This window comes from Cohaesibacter sp. CAU 1516 (assembly GCF_005771485.1).
Taxonomy (GTDB): domain Bacteria; phylum Pseudomonadota; class Alphaproteobacteria; order Rhizobiales; family Cohaesibacteraceae; genus Cohaesibacter; species Cohaesibacter intestini.
In genome coordinates, this window is record NZ_VANT01000001.1 from 653,598 (window position 1) to 670,660 (window position 17,063).

18 protein-coding genes are annotated in these 17,063 nt (G+C 54.7%); 8 read left to right on the plus strand and 10 right to left on the minus strand.

Annotation, left to right across the window (positions count from 1 at the left end):
* Nucleotides 1-48 precede the first annotated feature (48 nt).
* The 3 genes from FDK21_RS02985 to FDK21_RS02995 all read right to left on the minus strand — a co-directional run bounded on the left by FDK21_RS02985 (nucleotide 49) and on the right by FDK21_RS02995 (nucleotide 2,764).
* Complete coding sequence (locus tag FDK21_RS02985) at nucleotides 49-630, minus strand: transglutaminase-like cysteine peptidase (RefSeq protein ID WP_245418410.1); 582 nt, start codon at nucleotides 628-630, stop codon at nucleotides 49-51.
* A 630-nt stretch (nucleotides 631-1,260) separates the two neighbouring features.
* Nucleotides 1,261-1,869 carry a PilZ domain-containing protein gene (locus tag FDK21_RS02990; RefSeq protein WP_114009688.1) on the minus strand — a complete coding sequence of 203 codons (609 nt, stop codon included), beginning with the start codon at nucleotides 1,867-1,869 and terminating at the stop codon, nucleotides 1,261-1,263.
* A gap of 208 nt (nucleotides 1,870-2,077) precedes the next feature.
* A complete protein-coding gene (locus FDK21_RS02995) occupies nucleotides 2,078-2,764 on the minus strand; it encodes a PAS domain-containing protein (protein WP_114009251.1) in 687 nt (228 codons plus the stop codon).
* Between the two features lie 511 nt (nucleotides 2,765-3,275).
* Between FDK21_RS02995 and FDK21_RS03000 the strand changes: the two genes are divergently transcribed.
* Both FDK21_RS03000 and FDK21_RS03005 read left to right on the plus strand, forming a co-directional pair.
* Entirely contained in the window at nucleotides 3,276-4,073 is a 798-nt protein-coding gene (locus FDK21_RS03000; protein ID WP_138147456.1) for a rhomboid family intramembrane serine protease, read from the plus strand.
* Nucleotides 4,074-4,287: 214 nt separating this feature from the next.
* Nucleotides 4,288-4,716 carry a CBS domain-containing protein gene (locus tag FDK21_RS03005; protein WP_114009248.1) on the plus strand — a complete coding sequence of 143 codons (429 nt, stop codon included), beginning with the start codon at nucleotides 4,288-4,290 and terminating at the stop codon, nucleotides 4,714-4,716.
* Nucleotides 4,717-4,854: 138 nt separating this feature from the next.
* On the opposite strand, the gene FDK21_RS03010 is transcribed toward FDK21_RS03005, so the two are convergent.
* The 3 genes from FDK21_RS03010 to folE all read right to left on the minus strand — a co-directional run bounded on the left by FDK21_RS03010 (nucleotide 4,855) and on the right by folE (nucleotide 7,272).
* Nucleotides 4,855-5,853, minus strand: coding sequence for a patatin-like phospholipase family protein (locus tag FDK21_RS03010; protein ID WP_138147457.1), 999 nt, complete (start codon nucleotides 5,851-5,853; stop codon nucleotides 4,855-4,857).
* Between the two features lie 127 nt (nucleotides 5,854-5,980).
* Nucleotides 5,981-6,430 carry a phosphoribosyl-AMP cyclohydrolase gene (gene hisI / locus FDK21_RS03015; RefSeq protein ID WP_138147458.1) on the minus strand — a complete coding sequence of 150 codons (450 nt, stop codon included), beginning with the start codon at nucleotides 6,428-6,430 and terminating at the stop codon, nucleotides 5,981-5,983.
* A 134-nt stretch (nucleotides 6,431-6,564) separates the two neighbouring features.
* Complete coding sequence (gene folE, locus FDK21_RS03020; protein ID WP_245418409.1) at nucleotides 6,565-7,272, minus strand: GTP cyclohydrolase I FolE; 708 nt, start codon at nucleotides 7,270-7,272, stop codon at nucleotides 6,565-6,567.
* Nucleotides 7,273-7,560: 288 nt separating this feature from the next.
* Between folE and FDK21_RS03025 the strand changes: the two genes are divergently transcribed.
* The 3 genes from FDK21_RS03025 to thrS all read left to right on the plus strand — a co-directional run bounded on the left by FDK21_RS03025 (nucleotide 7,561) and on the right by thrS (nucleotide 10,407).
* Entirely contained in the window at nucleotides 7,561-8,001 is a 441-nt protein-coding gene (locus FDK21_RS03025; RefSeq protein WP_114009245.1) for an iron-sulfur cluster assembly scaffold protein, read from the plus strand.
* A 28-nt stretch (nucleotides 8,002-8,029) separates the two neighbouring features.
* Complete coding sequence (gene yidD, locus FDK21_RS03030; protein ID WP_138147459.1) at nucleotides 8,030-8,338, plus strand: membrane protein insertion efficiency factor YidD; 309 nt, start codon at nucleotides 8,030-8,032, stop codon at nucleotides 8,336-8,338.
* Between the two features lie 113 nt (nucleotides 8,339-8,451).
* Nucleotides 8,452-10,407, plus strand: a complete 1,956-nt coding sequence (gene thrS, locus FDK21_RS03035) for a threonine--tRNA ligase (RefSeq protein ID WP_138147460.1) — start codon at nucleotides 8,452-8,454, stop codon at nucleotides 10,405-10,407.
* Between the two features lie 164 nt (nucleotides 10,408-10,571).
* On the opposite strand, the gene FDK21_RS03040 is transcribed toward thrS, so the two are convergent.
* Both FDK21_RS03040 and FDK21_RS03045 read right to left on the minus strand, forming a co-directional pair.
* Nucleotides 10,572-11,057 carry a hypothetical protein gene (locus tag FDK21_RS03040; protein ID WP_138147461.1) on the minus strand — a complete coding sequence of 162 codons (486 nt, stop codon included), beginning with the start codon at nucleotides 11,055-11,057 and terminating at the stop codon, nucleotides 10,572-10,574.
* A complete protein-coding gene (locus FDK21_RS03045; RefSeq protein ID WP_138147462.1) occupies nucleotides 11,054-12,274 on the minus strand; it encodes a hypothetical protein in 1,221 nt (406 codons plus the stop codon). The genes FDK21_RS03040 and FDK21_RS03045 overlap by 4 nt, the downstream gene beginning before the upstream one ends.
* Nucleotides 12,275-12,604: 330 nt before the next feature.
* Between FDK21_RS03045 and FDK21_RS03050 the strand changes: the two genes are divergently transcribed.
* Together FDK21_RS03050 and FDK21_RS03055 are read left to right on the plus strand one after the other, a co-directional pair.
* On the plus strand, nucleotides 12,605-13,177 hold the full coding sequence (locus FDK21_RS03050; RefSeq protein WP_138147463.1) for a nitroreductase: 573 nt from the start codon (nucleotides 12,605-12,607) through the stop codon (nucleotides 13,175-13,177).
* The gene (locus FDK21_RS03055; protein ID WP_138147464.1) at nucleotides 13,177-13,779 is read left to right on the plus strand and encodes a flavin reductase family protein; all 603 of its coding nucleotides are present in this window, start codon (nucleotides 13,177-13,179) and stop codon (nucleotides 13,777-13,779) included. Before FDK21_RS03050 ends, FDK21_RS03055 begins: the two co-directional genes overlap by 1 nt.
* Nucleotides 13,780-13,947: 168 nt before the next feature.
* Here the strand turns inward: FDK21_RS03055 and FDK21_RS03060 are convergent, their stop codons facing one another.
* Nucleotides 13,948-14,823, minus strand: coding sequence for a CoA ester lyase (locus FDK21_RS03060; RefSeq protein ID WP_138147465.1), 876 nt, complete (start codon nucleotides 14,821-14,823; stop codon nucleotides 13,948-13,950).
* 19 nt (nucleotides 14,824-14,842) lie between these two features.
* The gene (locus FDK21_RS03065; RefSeq protein ID WP_114009236.1) at nucleotides 14,843-15,307 is read right to left on the minus strand and encodes a MaoC family dehydratase; all 465 of its coding nucleotides are present in this window, start codon (nucleotides 15,305-15,307) and stop codon (nucleotides 14,843-14,845) included.
* A 201-nt stretch (nucleotides 15,308-15,508) separates the two neighbouring features.
* On the opposite strand from FDK21_RS03065, the gene FDK21_RS03070 reads away from it, so the two are divergent.
* Nucleotides 15,509-16,888, plus strand: a complete 1,380-nt coding sequence (locus tag FDK21_RS03070; RefSeq protein WP_138147466.1) for a hypothetical protein — start codon at nucleotides 15,509-15,511, stop codon at nucleotides 16,886-16,888.
* The last annotated feature ends 175 nt before the right edge of the window (nucleotides 16,889-17,063 follow it).

The following is a 17,063-nucleotide window of genomic DNA, read 5'->3' on the forward strand; positions in this document are numbered from 1 at the left end:
TGAGGTGTCCTTCCTTGCTTGAGGCGATTGTCTTGTCGCAAGGAAAGGTTATCTTGGATCGTCAATCGCGATCCACGCAGAAGGCTGAAGAGCTGCCTGACGTTTGATATAGCGGTATGGGGTTTTGTCCCATGGCAGGATGCGCGGATCCTGATTGTCTAGAATAAGATCGCCGCGGTCGGTGCGTACGGTCAGCACGGCATGACCATTGCCATTGACTTCTTTCACCACGGTGATGAGAAGAGCGGTTTCTGGCCAGCCTGCATTGATCAGCATGCGGCGTTTCAACAGCGCATAATCTTCACAATCGCCGGCACCGGCTGGATAGGTCCATAGTTCTTCTTCGCGATATTGTTCACTATCGGTTACCGGACGCACTGTCTGATTGACATGGCCGTTGATGCTGATGAGCTGCGCCCAGTTGGATTGCGAAAGCTTGACAGCGCGGTCCACCCGGAACTTTTTGTTGCATTCCACCGGATTCGATCGGCAGAAATTGACATGGCCAATTGGCGCAGAGGTTTTGCCCTTGATGGACATGAATGGTGAGTAGCGAGCCGCCTGAACAGGCATGGTAAGAGTGATGATGGCTACGCTAAGAAATGCAAATCCCCAGATGCTTTTCTTCATGGTAATCTCCCGTCGTTGTAGGGAGATTTATAGAGTATCCATTTTTATATACTTGAAACTTCAGTTGTTATATTTGAATAAAATAAATATAAAAATTGAGTAGCAATGGATTTTATTTTGATTTTACTTTAAATAATTTTTGAATTTACTTCGAATAAAATTCAATCTTGTTTTTCACCTATTTAGGCGAAAAATTGAAGCAGCTTTTTCTAAAATTGTAGAGATCGGAGAAAAGCAAAGTATTTCATTATGTTATGGTGAGATTAGGATGTTGGCGGCGGGAGGGCGTTGGCGGTGTCGAAGGGAAACGAACACAGGCCGACCGTAGCGCTGCTCCGAAAATGGGGCGGCCTTTTTAGCGCTTCAGGCTCTCGATGATGCGAAGATTGGGCAATGGTCGCCGAATTTCAGCTCTGAAAAGCGCAAAATTTTTTTTGATTTTTTCGAAAAAAGAATGGGGAATGTCACTGCTGGTGTTCAGCGGCCTGTGAAGGGCAGTTTCTGGTTGGCCATTGGGTAAGCAGTATATGTCTGGCTGATCCCGTGTCGCATGCTTTCAAGTCTTGGCCATAAAGATGCCGTCACCGGTCAGTGGACCGATGGCCAGTCTTTGATCGGAGTTGGGGACATTCAACGCAGATTGTCGTCGATATTCTTGCTGTCCTGAACAGCGGCAAATTCAACCGCCAGCCCGTCGTCAAGGTGGCGCACCACGCGGGCACGGATCTTGCCGATCTTGACTGGCTTGCCAAGAGGGGGGCGGACCTTGGTCTTGATGGCCGCACCAGACAGAGACAGGTCGAGAACGCGACAGATATGCTCTTCGCCGTCCTCGGTGATCAGTTTCGTAATGGGTGTCTTTGGTGTGCGACGTTCGTGACGGCGGTCTTCTGGTAGATCAAGAATGTGTCGATTGGCCAGCCAGGTCAATTGTGAGGCGAGTTTGTCGCGTTTGCGCGACGTGGCGTCGATGGTGATTGCGAAACCACCTTCGATCTTGCGTACAATTTTCCCCTCGATCCGACCAATATGGTCGATATAAGCAATCACCCGTTCACCGATTTCCCCACGGATCGGGGTGATCAGCGCAACGCCACCAGGGGACATATTGATCACCTGGCAGGGATATTCCGTCTTGTTCTCCAGCATAAAGCGGCCAAGCAGGTTCACCTTAACACGCTGGTGGCGACGGCGCTCGATCACTCGAGGCAAGGTAGATTTTTGGAGAATTGCCGACATCAAGACTGCTTTCTCGCCATAAACAAACAACATGGACGTACTAGAGCCATCCTAGTCCGGTTATAGTTAACAAAGCCCTAGTCTTCCCGTGCCGATTGGTAATCCGTTGCAATTTGTGCAGGCAAAGAAAAAAGGGACCAACAATCCGTGTGTTGAGCCCCTTTCTGCACTGTGAATTTCCGTGATTTGCGGCGTTAACTTTCAAAAATTATTCGCTGCGTCCCCCTTCAATGACCCGAAGATGACCAAAGCGCTGTTCGGACTGTACTGCTGACCGGGTATTGGGTCGGGACATCGGGCGGCCAGCCACCGGGTTCGGAATGGCAAGGGTGGAAGGGGCAATGCCGTGACGCCCTTTGGGAGCGGAGTCCTTTTGTGAGTGGCGCATGAAAGCCGGGCGTTCATCGGGCCAGATCAGGCGCATGGACGAAATGCTCAGCTCGGTCAATGGCCAGATTCCAACCCAGTATGGCATCTCGACCGGGCTTGCTGCGCCCAGAATGCGACTCTTTGTCTGGCCAAAATGACGCAATGGCAGCAGGATTGTTTCAAAGTTGAGGGTTTGGTCGCGCTCTGTCTTGCCCTCAAAGCCGATCACAGCAGCGGCCTCGTCTTCCGCCACGGCGGTCAGTAGCAATCTGACGCTGGCAATGTCTTCCTGGCTCCAGATGTCGAGAAAACTCCGCCCCTTGAGCTCTCGACAGAAGGAACCGCATAGCCGGGTACCGGCCAGACGGAAGGTTAGCTGGTCCTCATTCTCATATTCCAGAATGAATGTGTCACCAAGAATCTGATGGATTTCGGCCGGATCGATGTCGCTACGCTCCGGTGCTGGCCTGCCGCCTCGCAGGCTGTCCCAATAGGTGAAGAGATCACGCGTTACCTGATGTTTCATCTTGTTTCTCTTTTTGGGGCGGGTCGGGATCAGGTTTGTCTCAAGCTGATACAGACTCTGCTTCGTTGTTTGTCATGAACGCTTACCAAGCAGAGGGCGTGCCAAGTGGCGCGGCGCAGCGTGCAAGACTTTGCCTTGGCAATTAAGGTTAACAAAGACTTGCGCTTGCGCGCCCTTGGCCGGGAGTGTAAACAAGATCTTAACAGCTTCCACGATGCGTATGACGGACTCCTATCAGTCTTCGCATCGCGGCTCTTCAAACTTTCCTGACGGAGTTCAGGAGGCGTCAAGCCATCCGGATTGGTCCAGAGAGACCGGCGGGTGGCTTTCTTTTTGCCTTTGCCACGCTGTTAACGCTTTTCTGTCTAATCTTGGTCCCTGAAACCTGAACAGGGCAGGGTTGGTCCAATTCCTGCATGATAAGTTGGAACGGCACCCCAAATGCCAAAAAGCATGATGTGAGACGGACCCGGCGCGATCAGATCCGGGCTGCTGAAGACAAGGAAAGACCATGGCACTCAATCCAAGAGGCAATTGGCATATGCCCAATGGCATGCCGCCACCGCGCGAACCGATGTTCAACCTGCCAATGCCGATCATGGTGTTGGGCGCGATCATGATTGTGCTGCATGGCCTGCAGGATTTCGTACTCTCCGCGGCGTTGCGACAGGATTTGTTGCTGGGCTTTTCATTTTTGCCGATCCGCTATAGTGAGGCAGGACAGGCCTTCGATTTTCCCGGCGGGTTCCCGGGGGACATCTGGACATTCGTGACCTATGCCTTTCTGCATGGCAGCTGGATGCACTTGATTCTCAATCTGGTCTGGATGGCGGCTTTTGCAACGGTGGTGTTGCGGCGCATCGGCACGGTCAATTTTGCGCTTTTCTTCATCATTACTGCGGCTGCGGGCGCTTTGGTGCATCTGGTGCTGCATTTAGGTAGTTCGTCGCCGCTGGTCGGTGTGTCGGCCGTCCTGTCTGGTGCGATGGCAGCGTCCGCGCGGTTTGCCTTCAATCGTGGTTATGGTGGTTTTGCTGCCTTGCAATCCCGGCACACTTCGCCGTGTCTGACGCTGAAACAGCTGCGCCACAATCAGCAGGCCATGATGTTCCTTGGCATCTGGCTGGTGCTCAATCTGGTCTTTGGCCTAATGGGTGGGGGCGGACAGGTTGCCTGGGAGGCCCATCTTGGGGGCTTTGTGTCCGGTTTGCTGGTATTCCCGTATCTCGATCCCTTTTCACGCCCACCCAAAAGACCGAAAAAAGATCCGCCCAAGAAACAACCTGATCATCTCAAGGTGATCAAGTAGGTTTGGCGGCAATCTGACGGATTGGAACATAGCGGCGAGGATCGAGTTCGATCCTCGCTTTTCTTTTGCTCACGCGCTTGTAATAACTCAATTTCATCCAGACGCTTGCCTTCTGGCGCATTTCGTCGCAGACTTTCAAAAACACACAACCAGATCCCGCAAAGAAGCCTCAGGCTCGCATCGGGGCAGATGCCATATCATGAGGGGAAAGAGCATGACAATTTCACAGATTCTTGACCAGAAAGGGCGCGACATTTTTTCAAAGTCGCCTTCTTGTCCCTTGTCTGACATCGTCAAACTGTTGCGTGACGAAAAGATCGGCGTCGTCCTGATTTCGGAAGGGGAAAGCCTGCAGGGGATCCTGTCCGAGCGCGATATTGTGCGGGCGTTGAGCGACCATGGGGCCAGCATATTGGCTGATCCGGCAAGCGCCCACATGACCAACAAAGTCATGACCTGTCGTGAAGGCGACACCATTGCCACAGTCATGGCCCACATGACGTCGGGACGCTTTCGTCACATGCCGGTGATGGAGGGCGGCAAGGTTGTCGGGCTTGTGTCGATCGGCGATGTGGTCAAGCAGCGTATTCTGGAAGCGGAAAAAGAGGCCGATGAAATGCGGGCCTATATTGCCAGCGCCTGATCAAGGCGCTCAAGGCTCCAAGCCAAGCCCCCTGATCCGGGACACAAACCTAGAGTCGGGACTGCAATATTCTGACAGAAGAGAAGGCAGGAGAGATCCTGCCTTTTTGTTGTCTTACCTATCGTTGTTCCCAGGCTCCTAAGCCTTGAGGTCATCAGAGAGATCTGACAGTTCGCGAATGGCGCGCAGGGCGGCGTCATAGCCGGCCTGAATGGACTCGTCCGCGCGCTGAAAATCGAACATTCCGATCTCATGCAGGCGCGGATTGATCGTCAGGTCTGGTGGGTCTCCAGCCAGACGGGACCGGCTGATCCGATCCTGAATGATCGTGTAGGCGTCGAACATGATGGAGGAAATGCTCTGGCTGTCTGCCTCACGGCCATAGATCAGGTTGCGAATGCTGCCCAAGGGACCGCTTGCCGGGGTGATGGGGTCGTTGTCGGGATGGGGTTGAATGCGGTCATCTTCATCATGGGCATGCGGGATGATGGTGCCGCGCCCGAATGTGTCCGAGCTGAGGTTGACCGCGATGACAACGCGGGCTCCCATCGCACGGGCCAGCGAAACCGGCACTGGATTGACCAATGCGCCATCGACCAGATGACGGCCGTTGACATTGACCGGATTGAATATGCCGGGAAGCGCATAGGAGGCCTGCATCGCAGTGACCAGATGGCCTTTGCGCAACCAGATTTCGTGGCCGGTCGACAATTCGGTGGCAACCGCCATAAAGGGGCGATCGAGATCCTCGATCTGGATGTCCTCAAGATATCGGCGAAGCAGTTTGGTCAGGCGAGCGCCACTGATGAGGCTTTTGCCCGAGAAGGATACATCGAGCAGGCCGAGCAGGCGGCGCTTGGTCAGGCTGCGGGCAAATTCTTCCAGTCGATCCAGCTCGCCTGCCAGATAACAGCCGCCAACCACTGCGCCAATCGAGGTGCCTGCGATGATGTCAGGCCGGATACCGGCTTCTTCCAAAGCACGCAGGACGCCAATATGCGACCAGCCTTTGGCTGCGCCGCCGCCCAGTGCCAAGCCAAGCGGTGCTGCAAATAGTCTTGGGGACGCAGGATCGACGTCCTGTTCCTGCAAGTCAGAGCCGTTGCGGCCAAATATGTCCAGCACTTGTGCCAGCATGGGCGTGCCCTCCTGAGAGCTATTTTAAGAAGGAGGGGTTCAAGAAACCACTAACAATAAGGAGGTTAACGGGCAATTTGCGGTGATTTTGGCGTGAACTCGGTGTGAAAATCAGGAATCCCCTGCGTCATTTATAGACTTTTTCAGGGTCGAAAAGCGGCTTGTCTTCACGGAATGTGAGGCTGGATTTGCCATTTTCGAGGCTGGCTGCGCGATAGAAGCAGGATTTGTATCCCTGATGGCAATTGGCAGTGGCGCCGCGGGTGCGGACCTTGATCCAGATGGCATCCTGATCACAGTCGGTTCTGAGTTCGATCACGTCCTGCACGTTGCCGCTGGTCGCGCCCTTGTGCCAAAGCTCCTGACGAGATCGGCTCCAGTAATGGGCCTCGGCTGTTTCCAGAGTCAGGTGCAGGCTTTGGGCGTTCATGTAGGCGAACATTACCACGTCGCCGCTGTCGGCATCGGTCACAATGCAGGCAATCAGGCCGTCCTTGTCAAACTTTGGCAGAAAGTCATGGCCCAGTTCGATCTGTTGCTTGTCTTTGCCTTGTTGGGATGAAAATGGCTGGCACATGGAAACGCTTCCTGTTTGATGGTTCGGCTCGGTCCGGTCTGGTCTTGTCTGATCTGGCCTACGCAAAATTCGGGCAAAAGAAAAGGGGCGATGCGGCCCCTTTTGGTCGTGGAACGATACTGGCAGAGGGGTCTCTAACGATCGGTCACCAGTTTCATAAACCGGTTCTGTTTTGCAATGTCTTCCTCGAACACGCCGGTAAAGCGGGTGGTGACGGTGGAGACGCCTTTCTTCTGGACGCCACGCATCGACATGCACATATGCTCCGCCTCGATCATCAAGGCGATGCCCAGCGGATTGAGCGTTGTCTGGATCGTATCGAAGATCTGAGCGGTCAAGTTTTCCTGCGTTTGGAGACGGCGGGCAAAGCTGTCAATCACACGGGCCAGCTTGGACAGGCCAACGACGCCATTGCGCGGATAATAGGCGACATGCGCCTTGCCGACGAAAGGCACCATGTGATGTTCGCACGCGGAAGAGAATTCCACATCGCGCAGCAGCACCATGTCTTGATAACCATTGACCTCTTCAAAAACCCGCGCCAAAGGGGCGGCCGGATCGAGGCGATAGCCGCTATACAGGTCCTCATAGGCCTTGACCACCCGGGCCGGGGTATCTGTCAACCCTTCACGATCCGGATTGTCACCAATCCAGCGGATCAGGGTGCGCACAGCGGCTTCTGCTTCTTCCCGGCTGGGTCGTTCGCATAAGGCCCAATCTTCTCTGCGCTCAGCACCGGGGAAGGTATGCAGATTTTCCTGGTTGATATTCTTTTTCAAGATCGTTCCGTGCCCCGAATTCGAGATCTGCTCTTTATCCTTGGTATCGACAATCATATCCATATCAGACCTGCATGCCTTTTCTGTCCGGCATGATGTTTGTCTACCAACTATCATACCACCTCAATATCCCTTAAGGTGTCTGAAGATAGCTGCGCCATCATGCACTTTTTTCCACTTTTGTCAGCAGCAATTTAGCAATGCGCACATGATATGTTATAACATAACACACTTCTGGCGGCCACGATGTGCAAAGTTGCGTGACTTTCTTGTCTTGCTTCCCATATAGGCGTTATAGGATGGAAGACCAGTTCTGGATCCATAGACCCCTCAAAAACGTGAAATTTTGCTATGCTGGATGCGATTTACAACAAGAAAATTCTGGAATTTGCCGGGAATATTCCAAGATTGGAGCGGTTGCCAGAGCCGCAGGCATCTGCCAAGGCACACAGCAAATTGTGTGGATCGACCGTCGAGGTCGATCTGGTGATGGAGAATGGCAAGATCGTTGATTATGGCCAGATGGTCAATGCGTGTGCATTGGGACAGGCTGCGGCCTCGGTGGTCGGACGGTTGATCATTGGGGCTGATGGCGCGGAAATGCGCGCTTTGCGGCGGACCATGCAAGCGATGCTGAAGGAAAAGGGTTCCCCTCCTGAGGGCAAATGGGACGATCTGAAATATCTCGAACCGGTGCGCGATTATCCAGCGCGTCATGCTTCAATGCTGTTGGTTTTTGATGCGGTGGAAGAAGCGGTCGACAAGATCGAAGCTGTGGGTGAGGCATCTTGACCCACCGACGCGCGGCACGGGATGACGCATGAAGTATCTCGCCATTGGGCTGATCAAGCTGTACCAGATTTTTCTCTCGCCCTTCATGGGGCGACAATGCCGCTATGGGCCCACTTGCAGCCATTATACCGAAGAGGCCATTCGGCGCTTTGGCTTTTGGGCTGGTGGCTGGATGGGACTGGCGCGGATCCTGAGATGTCATCCATGGGGACATAGCGGCTTTGATCCGGTGCCAGAGCTGTTGCCTGATGGCGCATGCTGGTATAAACCATGGCGGTATGGCCTTTGGGGTGGCGATCATATCGACCCGGCGACCAAGCTGGGTGGCTCTGATTGATATTGTGAGCGCGATTACCGGTCCCCATCCTGACCAGGGTCAAACACTGATCGAATTATGATGAACAGCAACGCTTACCTGCATCGTAGGCAGGAGTTGAGCAGGAGACACTTATGGTCAATCTGACTTTCCCCGATGGATCTGTACGCGAAGTTGAAGCTGGTATTACCGGCGCCGATGTCGCTGCGGGTATTTCCAAATCTCTGGCCAAAAAGGCCGTCGCCATGAAACTGAATGGCGACTTGACGGATCTTGCCGATCCGATCACCGCTGATGCGGCCATTGAGATTGTGACCCGTACGGATGACGCTGCGCTTGAGCTGATCCGTCACGATGCCGCCCATGTGATGGCCGAAGCCGTGCAGGAATTGTTCCCCGGCACGCAGGTCACCATTGGTCCGGTTATCGACAATGGTTTTTATTACGACTTTGCCCGCGAAGAGCCTTTCACGCCGGAAGATCTGGTCGCCATTGAATTGAAAATGGCCGAGATCATCAAGCGCAATGCGCCTTTCACCAAAGAAGTCTGGAGCCGTGATGTAGCCAAGAAGCATTTCTCCGATTTGGGAGAAAGCTACAAGGTTGAGCTTGTCGACGCGATTCCCGAAGGCGAAGATCTGAAAATCTATCGTCAGGGCGACTGGCTTGATCTGTGCCGTGGGCCGCACATGACCTCCACGGGCCAGATTGGCACCGCCTTCAAACTGATGAAGGTGGCGGGTGCCTATTGGCGCGGTGATTCCAACAATGCGATGCTGAGCCGCATCTATGGCACCGCTTGGGCCAATGAGAAGGATCTGAAAGCCTATCTCACCCGTCTGGAAGAAGCTGAAAAGCGTGACCACCGCAAGTTGGGTCGTGAAATGGACTTGTTCCATTTTCAGGAAGAGGCTCCGGGATCGGTCTTCTGGCACGAAAAGGGCTGGACCCTGTTCCAGAATCTGATCGCCTATATGCGTCGCCGTCAGAAAGACTGGGGCTATAAGGAAGTCAACAGCCCTGACATGATGGAAAAGACCCTGTGGGAGCAGTCCGGTCACTGGGAGAAGTTCGGTGAAAACATGTTCACCACCCAGACGCCGGACGAGCGGACCTATTGCTGCAAGCCGATGAACTGCCCGGGCCACGTGCAGATTTTCAAGAATGGTCTCAAATCCTATCGTGACCTGCCCTTGAAGATTGCCGAGTTTGGCAAGGTGCATCGCTATGAGCCATCAGGTGCCTTGCATGGTATGATGCGCGTGCGTCACTTCACGCAGGATGACGCCCATATCTTCTCCGCCGAAGATCAGATCACCGAAGTCTGCGTCGATATGAACGAGCAGATCATGTCGATCTACAAGGACTTCGGCTTTGAGGATATCCGGGTGAAATTCTCCGACCGTCCTGAAAAGCGCGTTGGCTCTGATGCGGTCTGGGATGCGGCGGAAGAGGCGCTGAAGACGGCCGTCAATGCAGCCGGTCAGGACTGGACGCTCAATCCGGGTGAGGGGGCTTTCTATGGTCCCAAGCTCGAATATGTGCTGCGTGATGCCATCGGTCGTGATTGGCAGTGCGGTACGGTTCAGGTTGACCTCAATCTGCCGGGTCGTTTGGGTGCCTTCTATATCGATACCGATGGCAACAAAGTCGCTCCGGTGATGATCCACCGTGCTCTGTTCGGCTCGCTCGAACGCTTCTGCGGTATTCTGATCGAGCATTATGCCGGTCACTTCCCGCTTTGGCTGGCGCCGTTGCAGGTGGTGGTCGCGACCATCACGTCAGATGCGGATGACTATGCCCGTGAGGTGAAGGAAAAACTCACCGCCGCTGGTCTGAATGTCGAGTTGGATCTGCGCAACGAGAAGATCAACTACAAGGTCCGCGAGCATTCGCTGGCGAAGGTTCCGGCTTTGTTGGTCTGCGGTAAGAAAGAAGCCGAAGAGAAAAGTGTGTCGATCCGTCGGCTTGGCTCCAAATACCAGACGTCTATGTCGCTGGATGAGGCGATTGCGTCGCTGGTCGATGAAGCCATCGCGCCGGATTTGCGTCGCGCCCGCGATGCTGCGGCACATGAAGCAGCTGAATAAGCTGTTTGTCTATCAGAAACTGATTCAAGTCCTTGCGACTTTGATTCAACAAGGGCGGCATCTTGGGGTGCCGTCCTTTTTTATGTGCTTTCAAGAGGTTGAGCTGGCTGTTTGAAAGAATGAATCTGTTTGTTGAGATGTTGATTCAATTGGCGCCTGTCGCTTTAAGGCAGTGTGCAGGGGTGGCGTTCGCCTGCGTCGGGGATTCGGACGCAGTCGCAATCGCGGGCGCTTGACTGCCATTGGGCGCGAGGGTGGAGGCCGGCCACTGGAACAGTTATGTCGGCCTGCTGGCAGGCATTGAAGAGCGCTTGGAAGGCGTGTTTGAGGCAGTAGGCCCGGCGCTCAAACCAGAAGAGATGATAGCCTTCTTCGGTGTCCATCAATAAAGACAGCGTGCAGGCCGGGTCGAAGTGATAGGCAAAATGGCAGGTGACTTTGAGGCCGTCGAAGCTCGCATCAAAGGCCATGGCTACGGTGTGACTTTCCGGTCCTGTCGCCGGGCCAGGCTCAGGGCCTTCAGGAAATGTGGCTGGATGCGCCGCCCAAAGCAAAGCCTTTAGCCGATCGCCCCATGTTTGGGGCGGCGGGCCTTCGGACTTGCCCATGCCGATGACGGGTAAGTCTTGAGCCGCTGGTTCGGAGTTCATTGGGCTTCAGCCAAGACCTCGATGTCACGATCAAGGCCGGGATCGACGGAGAAGTCGCGGTTGTATATCGCGTCATTCTGTTTTGCGATGGCCGTATAGTCGCCCGCTGACAAAGCAAGGGTCGGGAAGGCACCAATGGCCTGTTTGACCACATCGCCTCCCGGTGTCAAAACCGTCCAGATGGTGTTGGCCAAAGCCTCGCCACCGGGTTCGGATACCAGCCGCAGGGTGACTTTGGCTGCATTGTGGATCATCGTTACGTTGATCAGCTTTCCAGACTCGATCTGGACGTCGCCGCGGACAATGGCGTTGGATGAGCCATAGCTGGAGACAACGTGATAGGTGCCTTCACTCATCTTGACGACATGGCCGGGTTTAACATTCTTGGCGACCAGTTGCTGGCCACCGCCATTGCTGTCGTTGCGGGTGTAGATATCGAAGGTCAGGATGCTGCTATCGAGGGGGATGTCACCTGAGGCGACTGCATTCAGGCGCACCGCGCCAGCATTAAGGATGAAACTGTCCGAGTAGGATCCCGGGCGCTCCAGGGTGATCCGTTTGGTCAGATTGGCATAGCCATAGCCGGCATAGACAATGTAGCTGCCGGTTTTGAGTTCGACCGTGACTGTGCCACCATCCAGTGTCTGAACGGTTTGCAGCGTGCCGTTGGCGTTACGCTTTTCAGCAAAGATCCGCCAGTTGACACCCCGTTGCAGCACTTCGCCCTGTTCGGACAGCAGAGCGGTGAGTTGCAGGGTCGCGACACCGGTCTCATCGATCACCGGGGCCACTGGTTCAGCCGGGCTGTTCTGTTGCTGCATTGGCTGTAGCACAGTCGGATCGGTTGCCGACTGGTTTTGTTGTTCGGGCGTTTCTTCTGCTTGTTGTGGTGTCTGGTTGGGTGCCTGTGCGGTGTTTTGATCCGTCGATTGGCTGTTGAGCGTGCCGGGGGCAATCTGGCCCGGTGCCGCTTCCTGTTGGTTCATCGCGGGTTTGGCTGCTGGCACGGGAACCGTTTCCGGCAGTTTCAGATAGGAACGCGGGGCGCTGTTGCCTGCGGTGCTCTTCTGAATGATATCACCAAGATTAAGTGGTTTGGCTGCGGATTGCGCCTGTGCTGGCGAGTATGGTGCTGCGGTCACAAGGGTGGCGACGAGGAACCATTGCAGCAGGGCGGCAATCTTTCCGGTCCAAGAAAATAGGTCCCGATTGTTCACTGGTATGTCCTTGCCTTCCAAATCCTGTTTCGTCGAGACGCTGCGGCTGTTCTGGTGGTGCCAGTGCGCTTTGCGTCCGACTCATCGCATTGGTTGGTTTTCTTTAGCATTGGCAAGATGGTCAGAGCAATTGCTGCCTCGGTAGAATCATGCTTCTGTTTCACAGAGATTGTCTTGATCGGCTCGTGCAGTCCTGCTTGCCAATCTACCCTAGTCTTCCCGCTGCGATAGATGGCAAAGGTGGTCATTTCTGGGCAAAAAAGCAAATGCTACTGGTTTCAGCAGCGTGGGCTACTTAGGTATGGGGTAGTTCTTAAAGGAGAATTACGTATGACCAATCCTTTGCTTGATCATCTGCTGACGCGTCGCAGTGTCCTTGCGGCCTTCCTTGAAGCGCCCGCACCGCGTGAAGAGCAGGTGCAGCAGATGTTGACTGCTGCCGCGCGTGTGCCCGATCACAAGAAGCTGGTTCCGTGGCGCTTCATCCGATTTGATCAGGAAGCTTGTGAAACAATCGGAGTTTTTCTGGAGAAGCGGTGGTTGGAGATTGACCCAGATGCGGACGAAGGTCGGCTGGCTGTGGAGCGCGAACGGTTCCTGCGCGCGCCGATGGTGATTGCTGTTGTCTCCGATGCGCGTTCCGACGCACCGGTGCCGCAGATCGAGCAGCTTTTGTCTGCCGGGGCGGTTTGCATGAATCTTGTACATGCGGCCCATGCTCTTGGATTTTCCGCCCAGTGGTTGACTGAATGGTATGCCTTCGATGACAAAATGCGCGACAAGCTCGGTTTGGCAGGTGAGGAGCAGATTGCCGGTTTCATTCACATTGGGACCTATCATGGTGAGCAGGCCGACCGGGCGCGCCCGGATCTGGATGCCATCGTTACGCATTGGAGGCCATAGTGTTCTACGATTCTCGCACCAATGATCATGGCTTGCCGCATGATCCCTTCAAGGCTCTTGTCGGGCCGCGACCGATCGGCTGGATCAGCACCAGAAGCAAGGCAGGAATTTCCAACCTTGCGCCTTACAGCTTCTTCAATGCCATTGCCACTCAGCCCAATCTTGTGATGTTTTCCTCGCAAGGGCATAAGGACTCGGTGACCAATATCGAGGAGACAGGGGTCTTTGCTTGCTCGATGGTCAGCCATGAGCTGCGCGATGTGATGAATAAGAGTTCCGCCCCTGTTGACCCGGACGTGAGTGAATTCGAGCTGGCGGGCCTCACAGAGGCACCCTGCCAACTGATCGATGCACCTTATGTGGCGGAGGCTCCGGCGGCGCTCGAATGCCGTTTGCTGGAGGTGGTGCGGCTCAATAAATATGAGGGCGTCGATAGCAGCTATGAGATGGTGATCGGCGAGGTGATCGGGATTCATATCAAGGATGAGATGCTCGTCGACGGCAAGGTTGATGCCCCGTCCATGCAGCTTTTGAGCCGTCTTGGTTACATGGACTATGCCACGGTCAATGAGGTCTTTTCCCTCTCGCGACCAAAGGACTGAAGGCCTCACACGGCCATCCTAAAAAAGGCGCCAGATCTCGTTTCTTCAGAAACAGAGTCCGGCGCCTTTTGTTTTTGATTCAAGTTTCTGTCAGTCTGATTCAACTGGTTCGGAAATTGATTCAACGGGCTGTCGATTTGATTCCGAAAGTCTCAGTAAATATTTGACTTATTTCATTAATCCGGCGCGTCTTAAAGTGGTCTCGGCGCGTCTCAAATGCGGTCTGTCGATCATTTCGCCGTCAATGCCAACGACGCCTACATCGCCTGCCTGAGAAAATGATTCAACGATCCGGCGGGCCTTTTCAATTGCCGTATCGTCGGGGGTGAAGACCTCGTTGATGATTGGCACCTGTGCCGGATGGATGGCCATCTTGCCGACAAAACCATCGCGTCTTGCCTCGATGCATTCCTGCCGCAAACCATCGCTGTCGCGGAAGTTGATATAGACCCCGTCCACGGGGTCGACCTGAGCAGCGGCCGCGCCTATCAGGCACAGGTCTCGGACCAGTCTGAAGGGAGAGGTGAAGGCTCCTGCTTCATCGCGGTTGCTTTCCGCCCCAATGTCTGCGGAGAGGTCTTCCGCGCCCCAGGTCATGGCTGAGAGGCGAGGGCTCGAGCCGCCATAGGTGCCGAGATTGAAAATTGCAGTCGCCGTCTCGGTGGCGACCGGTATAATCTTGATCCGGTCTAGCGGGACGCCAGCCACCGCCTCGGCGGCCTTTAGTTTGACGTCCAGTGCGGTGATTGATTTTCCCGACTGACTTTTGGGAAGCATGATGCCATCCGGCTGACAAGGCACGATCATGGCAAGGTCGTCGTCGGTCAGGTCGGTGTCGAGGGCATTGACGCGAACATAGAGGCTGGGGCGGTCCGTGGTTGGGATATGCTGCTTCAGGAAGGTGCCCGTGATCTTTCGGGCTGCTTCCTTCTGGGCGAGGCTGACCGAATCTTCCAGATCAATCAGCAACACGTCGGCCCCGGCGGTCAGGGCCTTTTCCATTTTCCTTGGGCTGTCTCCGGGCACGAACAGATAGGAGCGCATGGGTCCCTCCTTTTGTGAATCATTGAGGCTCGGTCGGGCGTTTCATCATAAAGGCCTGCCGGGTGCATTTTGCCACCAGCTTGTCGCTCTGGTTATAGGCACGGTGTTCGAAGGTGACGATGCCTGCAGTGGGACGGGACTTCGATTCCCGACGGTCCTTCACCTCTGTTTCGACCCGCACGGTATCACCCTGAAAGAGCGGGTGCGGGAAGATGACATCAGTCATGCCCAGATTGCCTATGGTTGTCCCCAGCGTTGTTTCCTGTACCGAAATGCCAATCATCAGGCCGAGGGTGAAGAGGCTGTTGACCAGAGGTTGGCCCCACTCGGTTTGTGTTTCACAGAAATGGCGATCAATATGCAGTGGCTGGGCATTCAGCGTCATGTTGGAAAAGAGCATGTTATCCATCTCGGTGACGGTGCGTCGCATCTCGTGGTGGAAGCATCTGCCAACTTCCAGCTCTTCATAATAGCAACCTGCCATGGGGCCTCCTTCAGGGAATTTTTGATTTTTGGCAGTTTACGTAAAAGGGCAATCTTGGCCAACCCTATTCTTTCGTTAAACATTCGTTAACCATGTCAGGTCAGACTCGTTAATGAATTGTAACCAGAGTGAGTCTCGCTGTCTTTGTGACGGATGGTATCGGTCAAAACGCGCGCAATTGCACACAATCTGGAGAGAGAAGTGACCAGTTCGGTTTCACTCAACATGCCAACAAGATTTCGGGCGGCCTTTGAAGAGGCCAGTCGCACCACCGGTGCGAACTTCGATTATCTTGTGCAAACAGCAAAACGGGAGAGCGGTCTGAACGCGACCGCCAAGGCGCCGACTTCATCGGCGACTGGCCTGTTTCAGTTTGTTGAGCAAACCTGGCTGCAGACGATGAAGGAAGACGGGCCAAGGCTCGGCTTTGGTGATGCGGCACAGCATATCACCAAATCAGGTTCGAAATTTGTTGTTCAGGACCCGAAGGTCCGTCAGCAAATATTGGCAATGCGCAACGATCCCAAAACCTCGGCAATGCTGGCCGGGGCTTTGGCGCAGAAGAATGAGGCCAGCCTGTCGGAGCGGCTCAATCGGACCCCGAGTTCCGGTGAGCTTTATGTTGCACATTTTCTTGGGGCTCAGGGCGGTGGTCGGCTGGTAGAGCTGGCGCAGGACAAACCCAACCTCGAAGCCTACAAGGTCTTCCCGCAACAGGCGGCTGCCAACCGCAACATTTTCTTTGAACGCAGCGGTGAGGCCAAAACGGTCTCCGAGGTTTATGAGAATCTCACCGGGGCGGAGCCGAAGAAAAAGAGCGTCTTGTCGCGTTTCTTCAATCTGGGGAATTGGTTCAAGCCGAAGGCCTCGATGCAGGAAAGCCGCTTTGCCCAAAGTGACCCTTCTGCTCAATCTGTTCAGCCAGTCACCCAGCAGGCGGCCTTGGCACCGGGGGTGATTGATCTGGCAGGGGATAATCTTGCCTCAACGGCAACGTCGCGTGCCTCTCGAACGAGTGCTGCCAATGCGGATGTGACCAAGCCGGATGCGTTCTTCTCTGATCCAGACCAGGCACGGACAGACGCAATGCCGAGCCGTTATGGCATGAGCTATCGGTCCTCGACCGACCACGACGCTGTTGCAACCCAGTCGCGATTTGCGCTGGACGCCAGCAACAAAGCTTCATCCGCCATCAATGAGCGGGTCAGCCGGGTCTTTGCCGATTATGCGGCAGAGGCGGACAGCAACCTGAAGGCCAGCAGCGAAACAAAAGCGCAGAGCGCAGCAGAAGCCATCGAAAACCAGGCTGTTACCCAACCGGTTTCTGCTGCCATGCCCTTGCCCAAGCGAAAGCCGATTTCCGCTGATGCCTATGTGGAAGCGCTGGGGAACGCTTTGCCACGGCCCAAGCCACAGCAACCGGTGGCCAGTCGGGACCGCCAGCCCCTTGATTTGACCAACGGGGAACGGGATCAGTCGAAAGATATTCTGAGCCGGGACTTGGTGCGTCGGCGTTTTGGCGCTTTGGATCTCACCGCTTTTCTGGACAGAGGTGTCGTGGACACACCCAAGAATAGCTAAACCAGCACAGCGTTGGTGTTGGCGGGATGCCATCGATCTTCTGTCTTTTCCATTTATGGTGAACCGATCGTTAAGAGTTGCTGGGCCACAATGAGTCCGAGTAAGGCTCGGGACTGCGTGTGACCACTGGTGCATGGCGTGCAAAGACACTTCACCACATACTTTCCCGATTCAG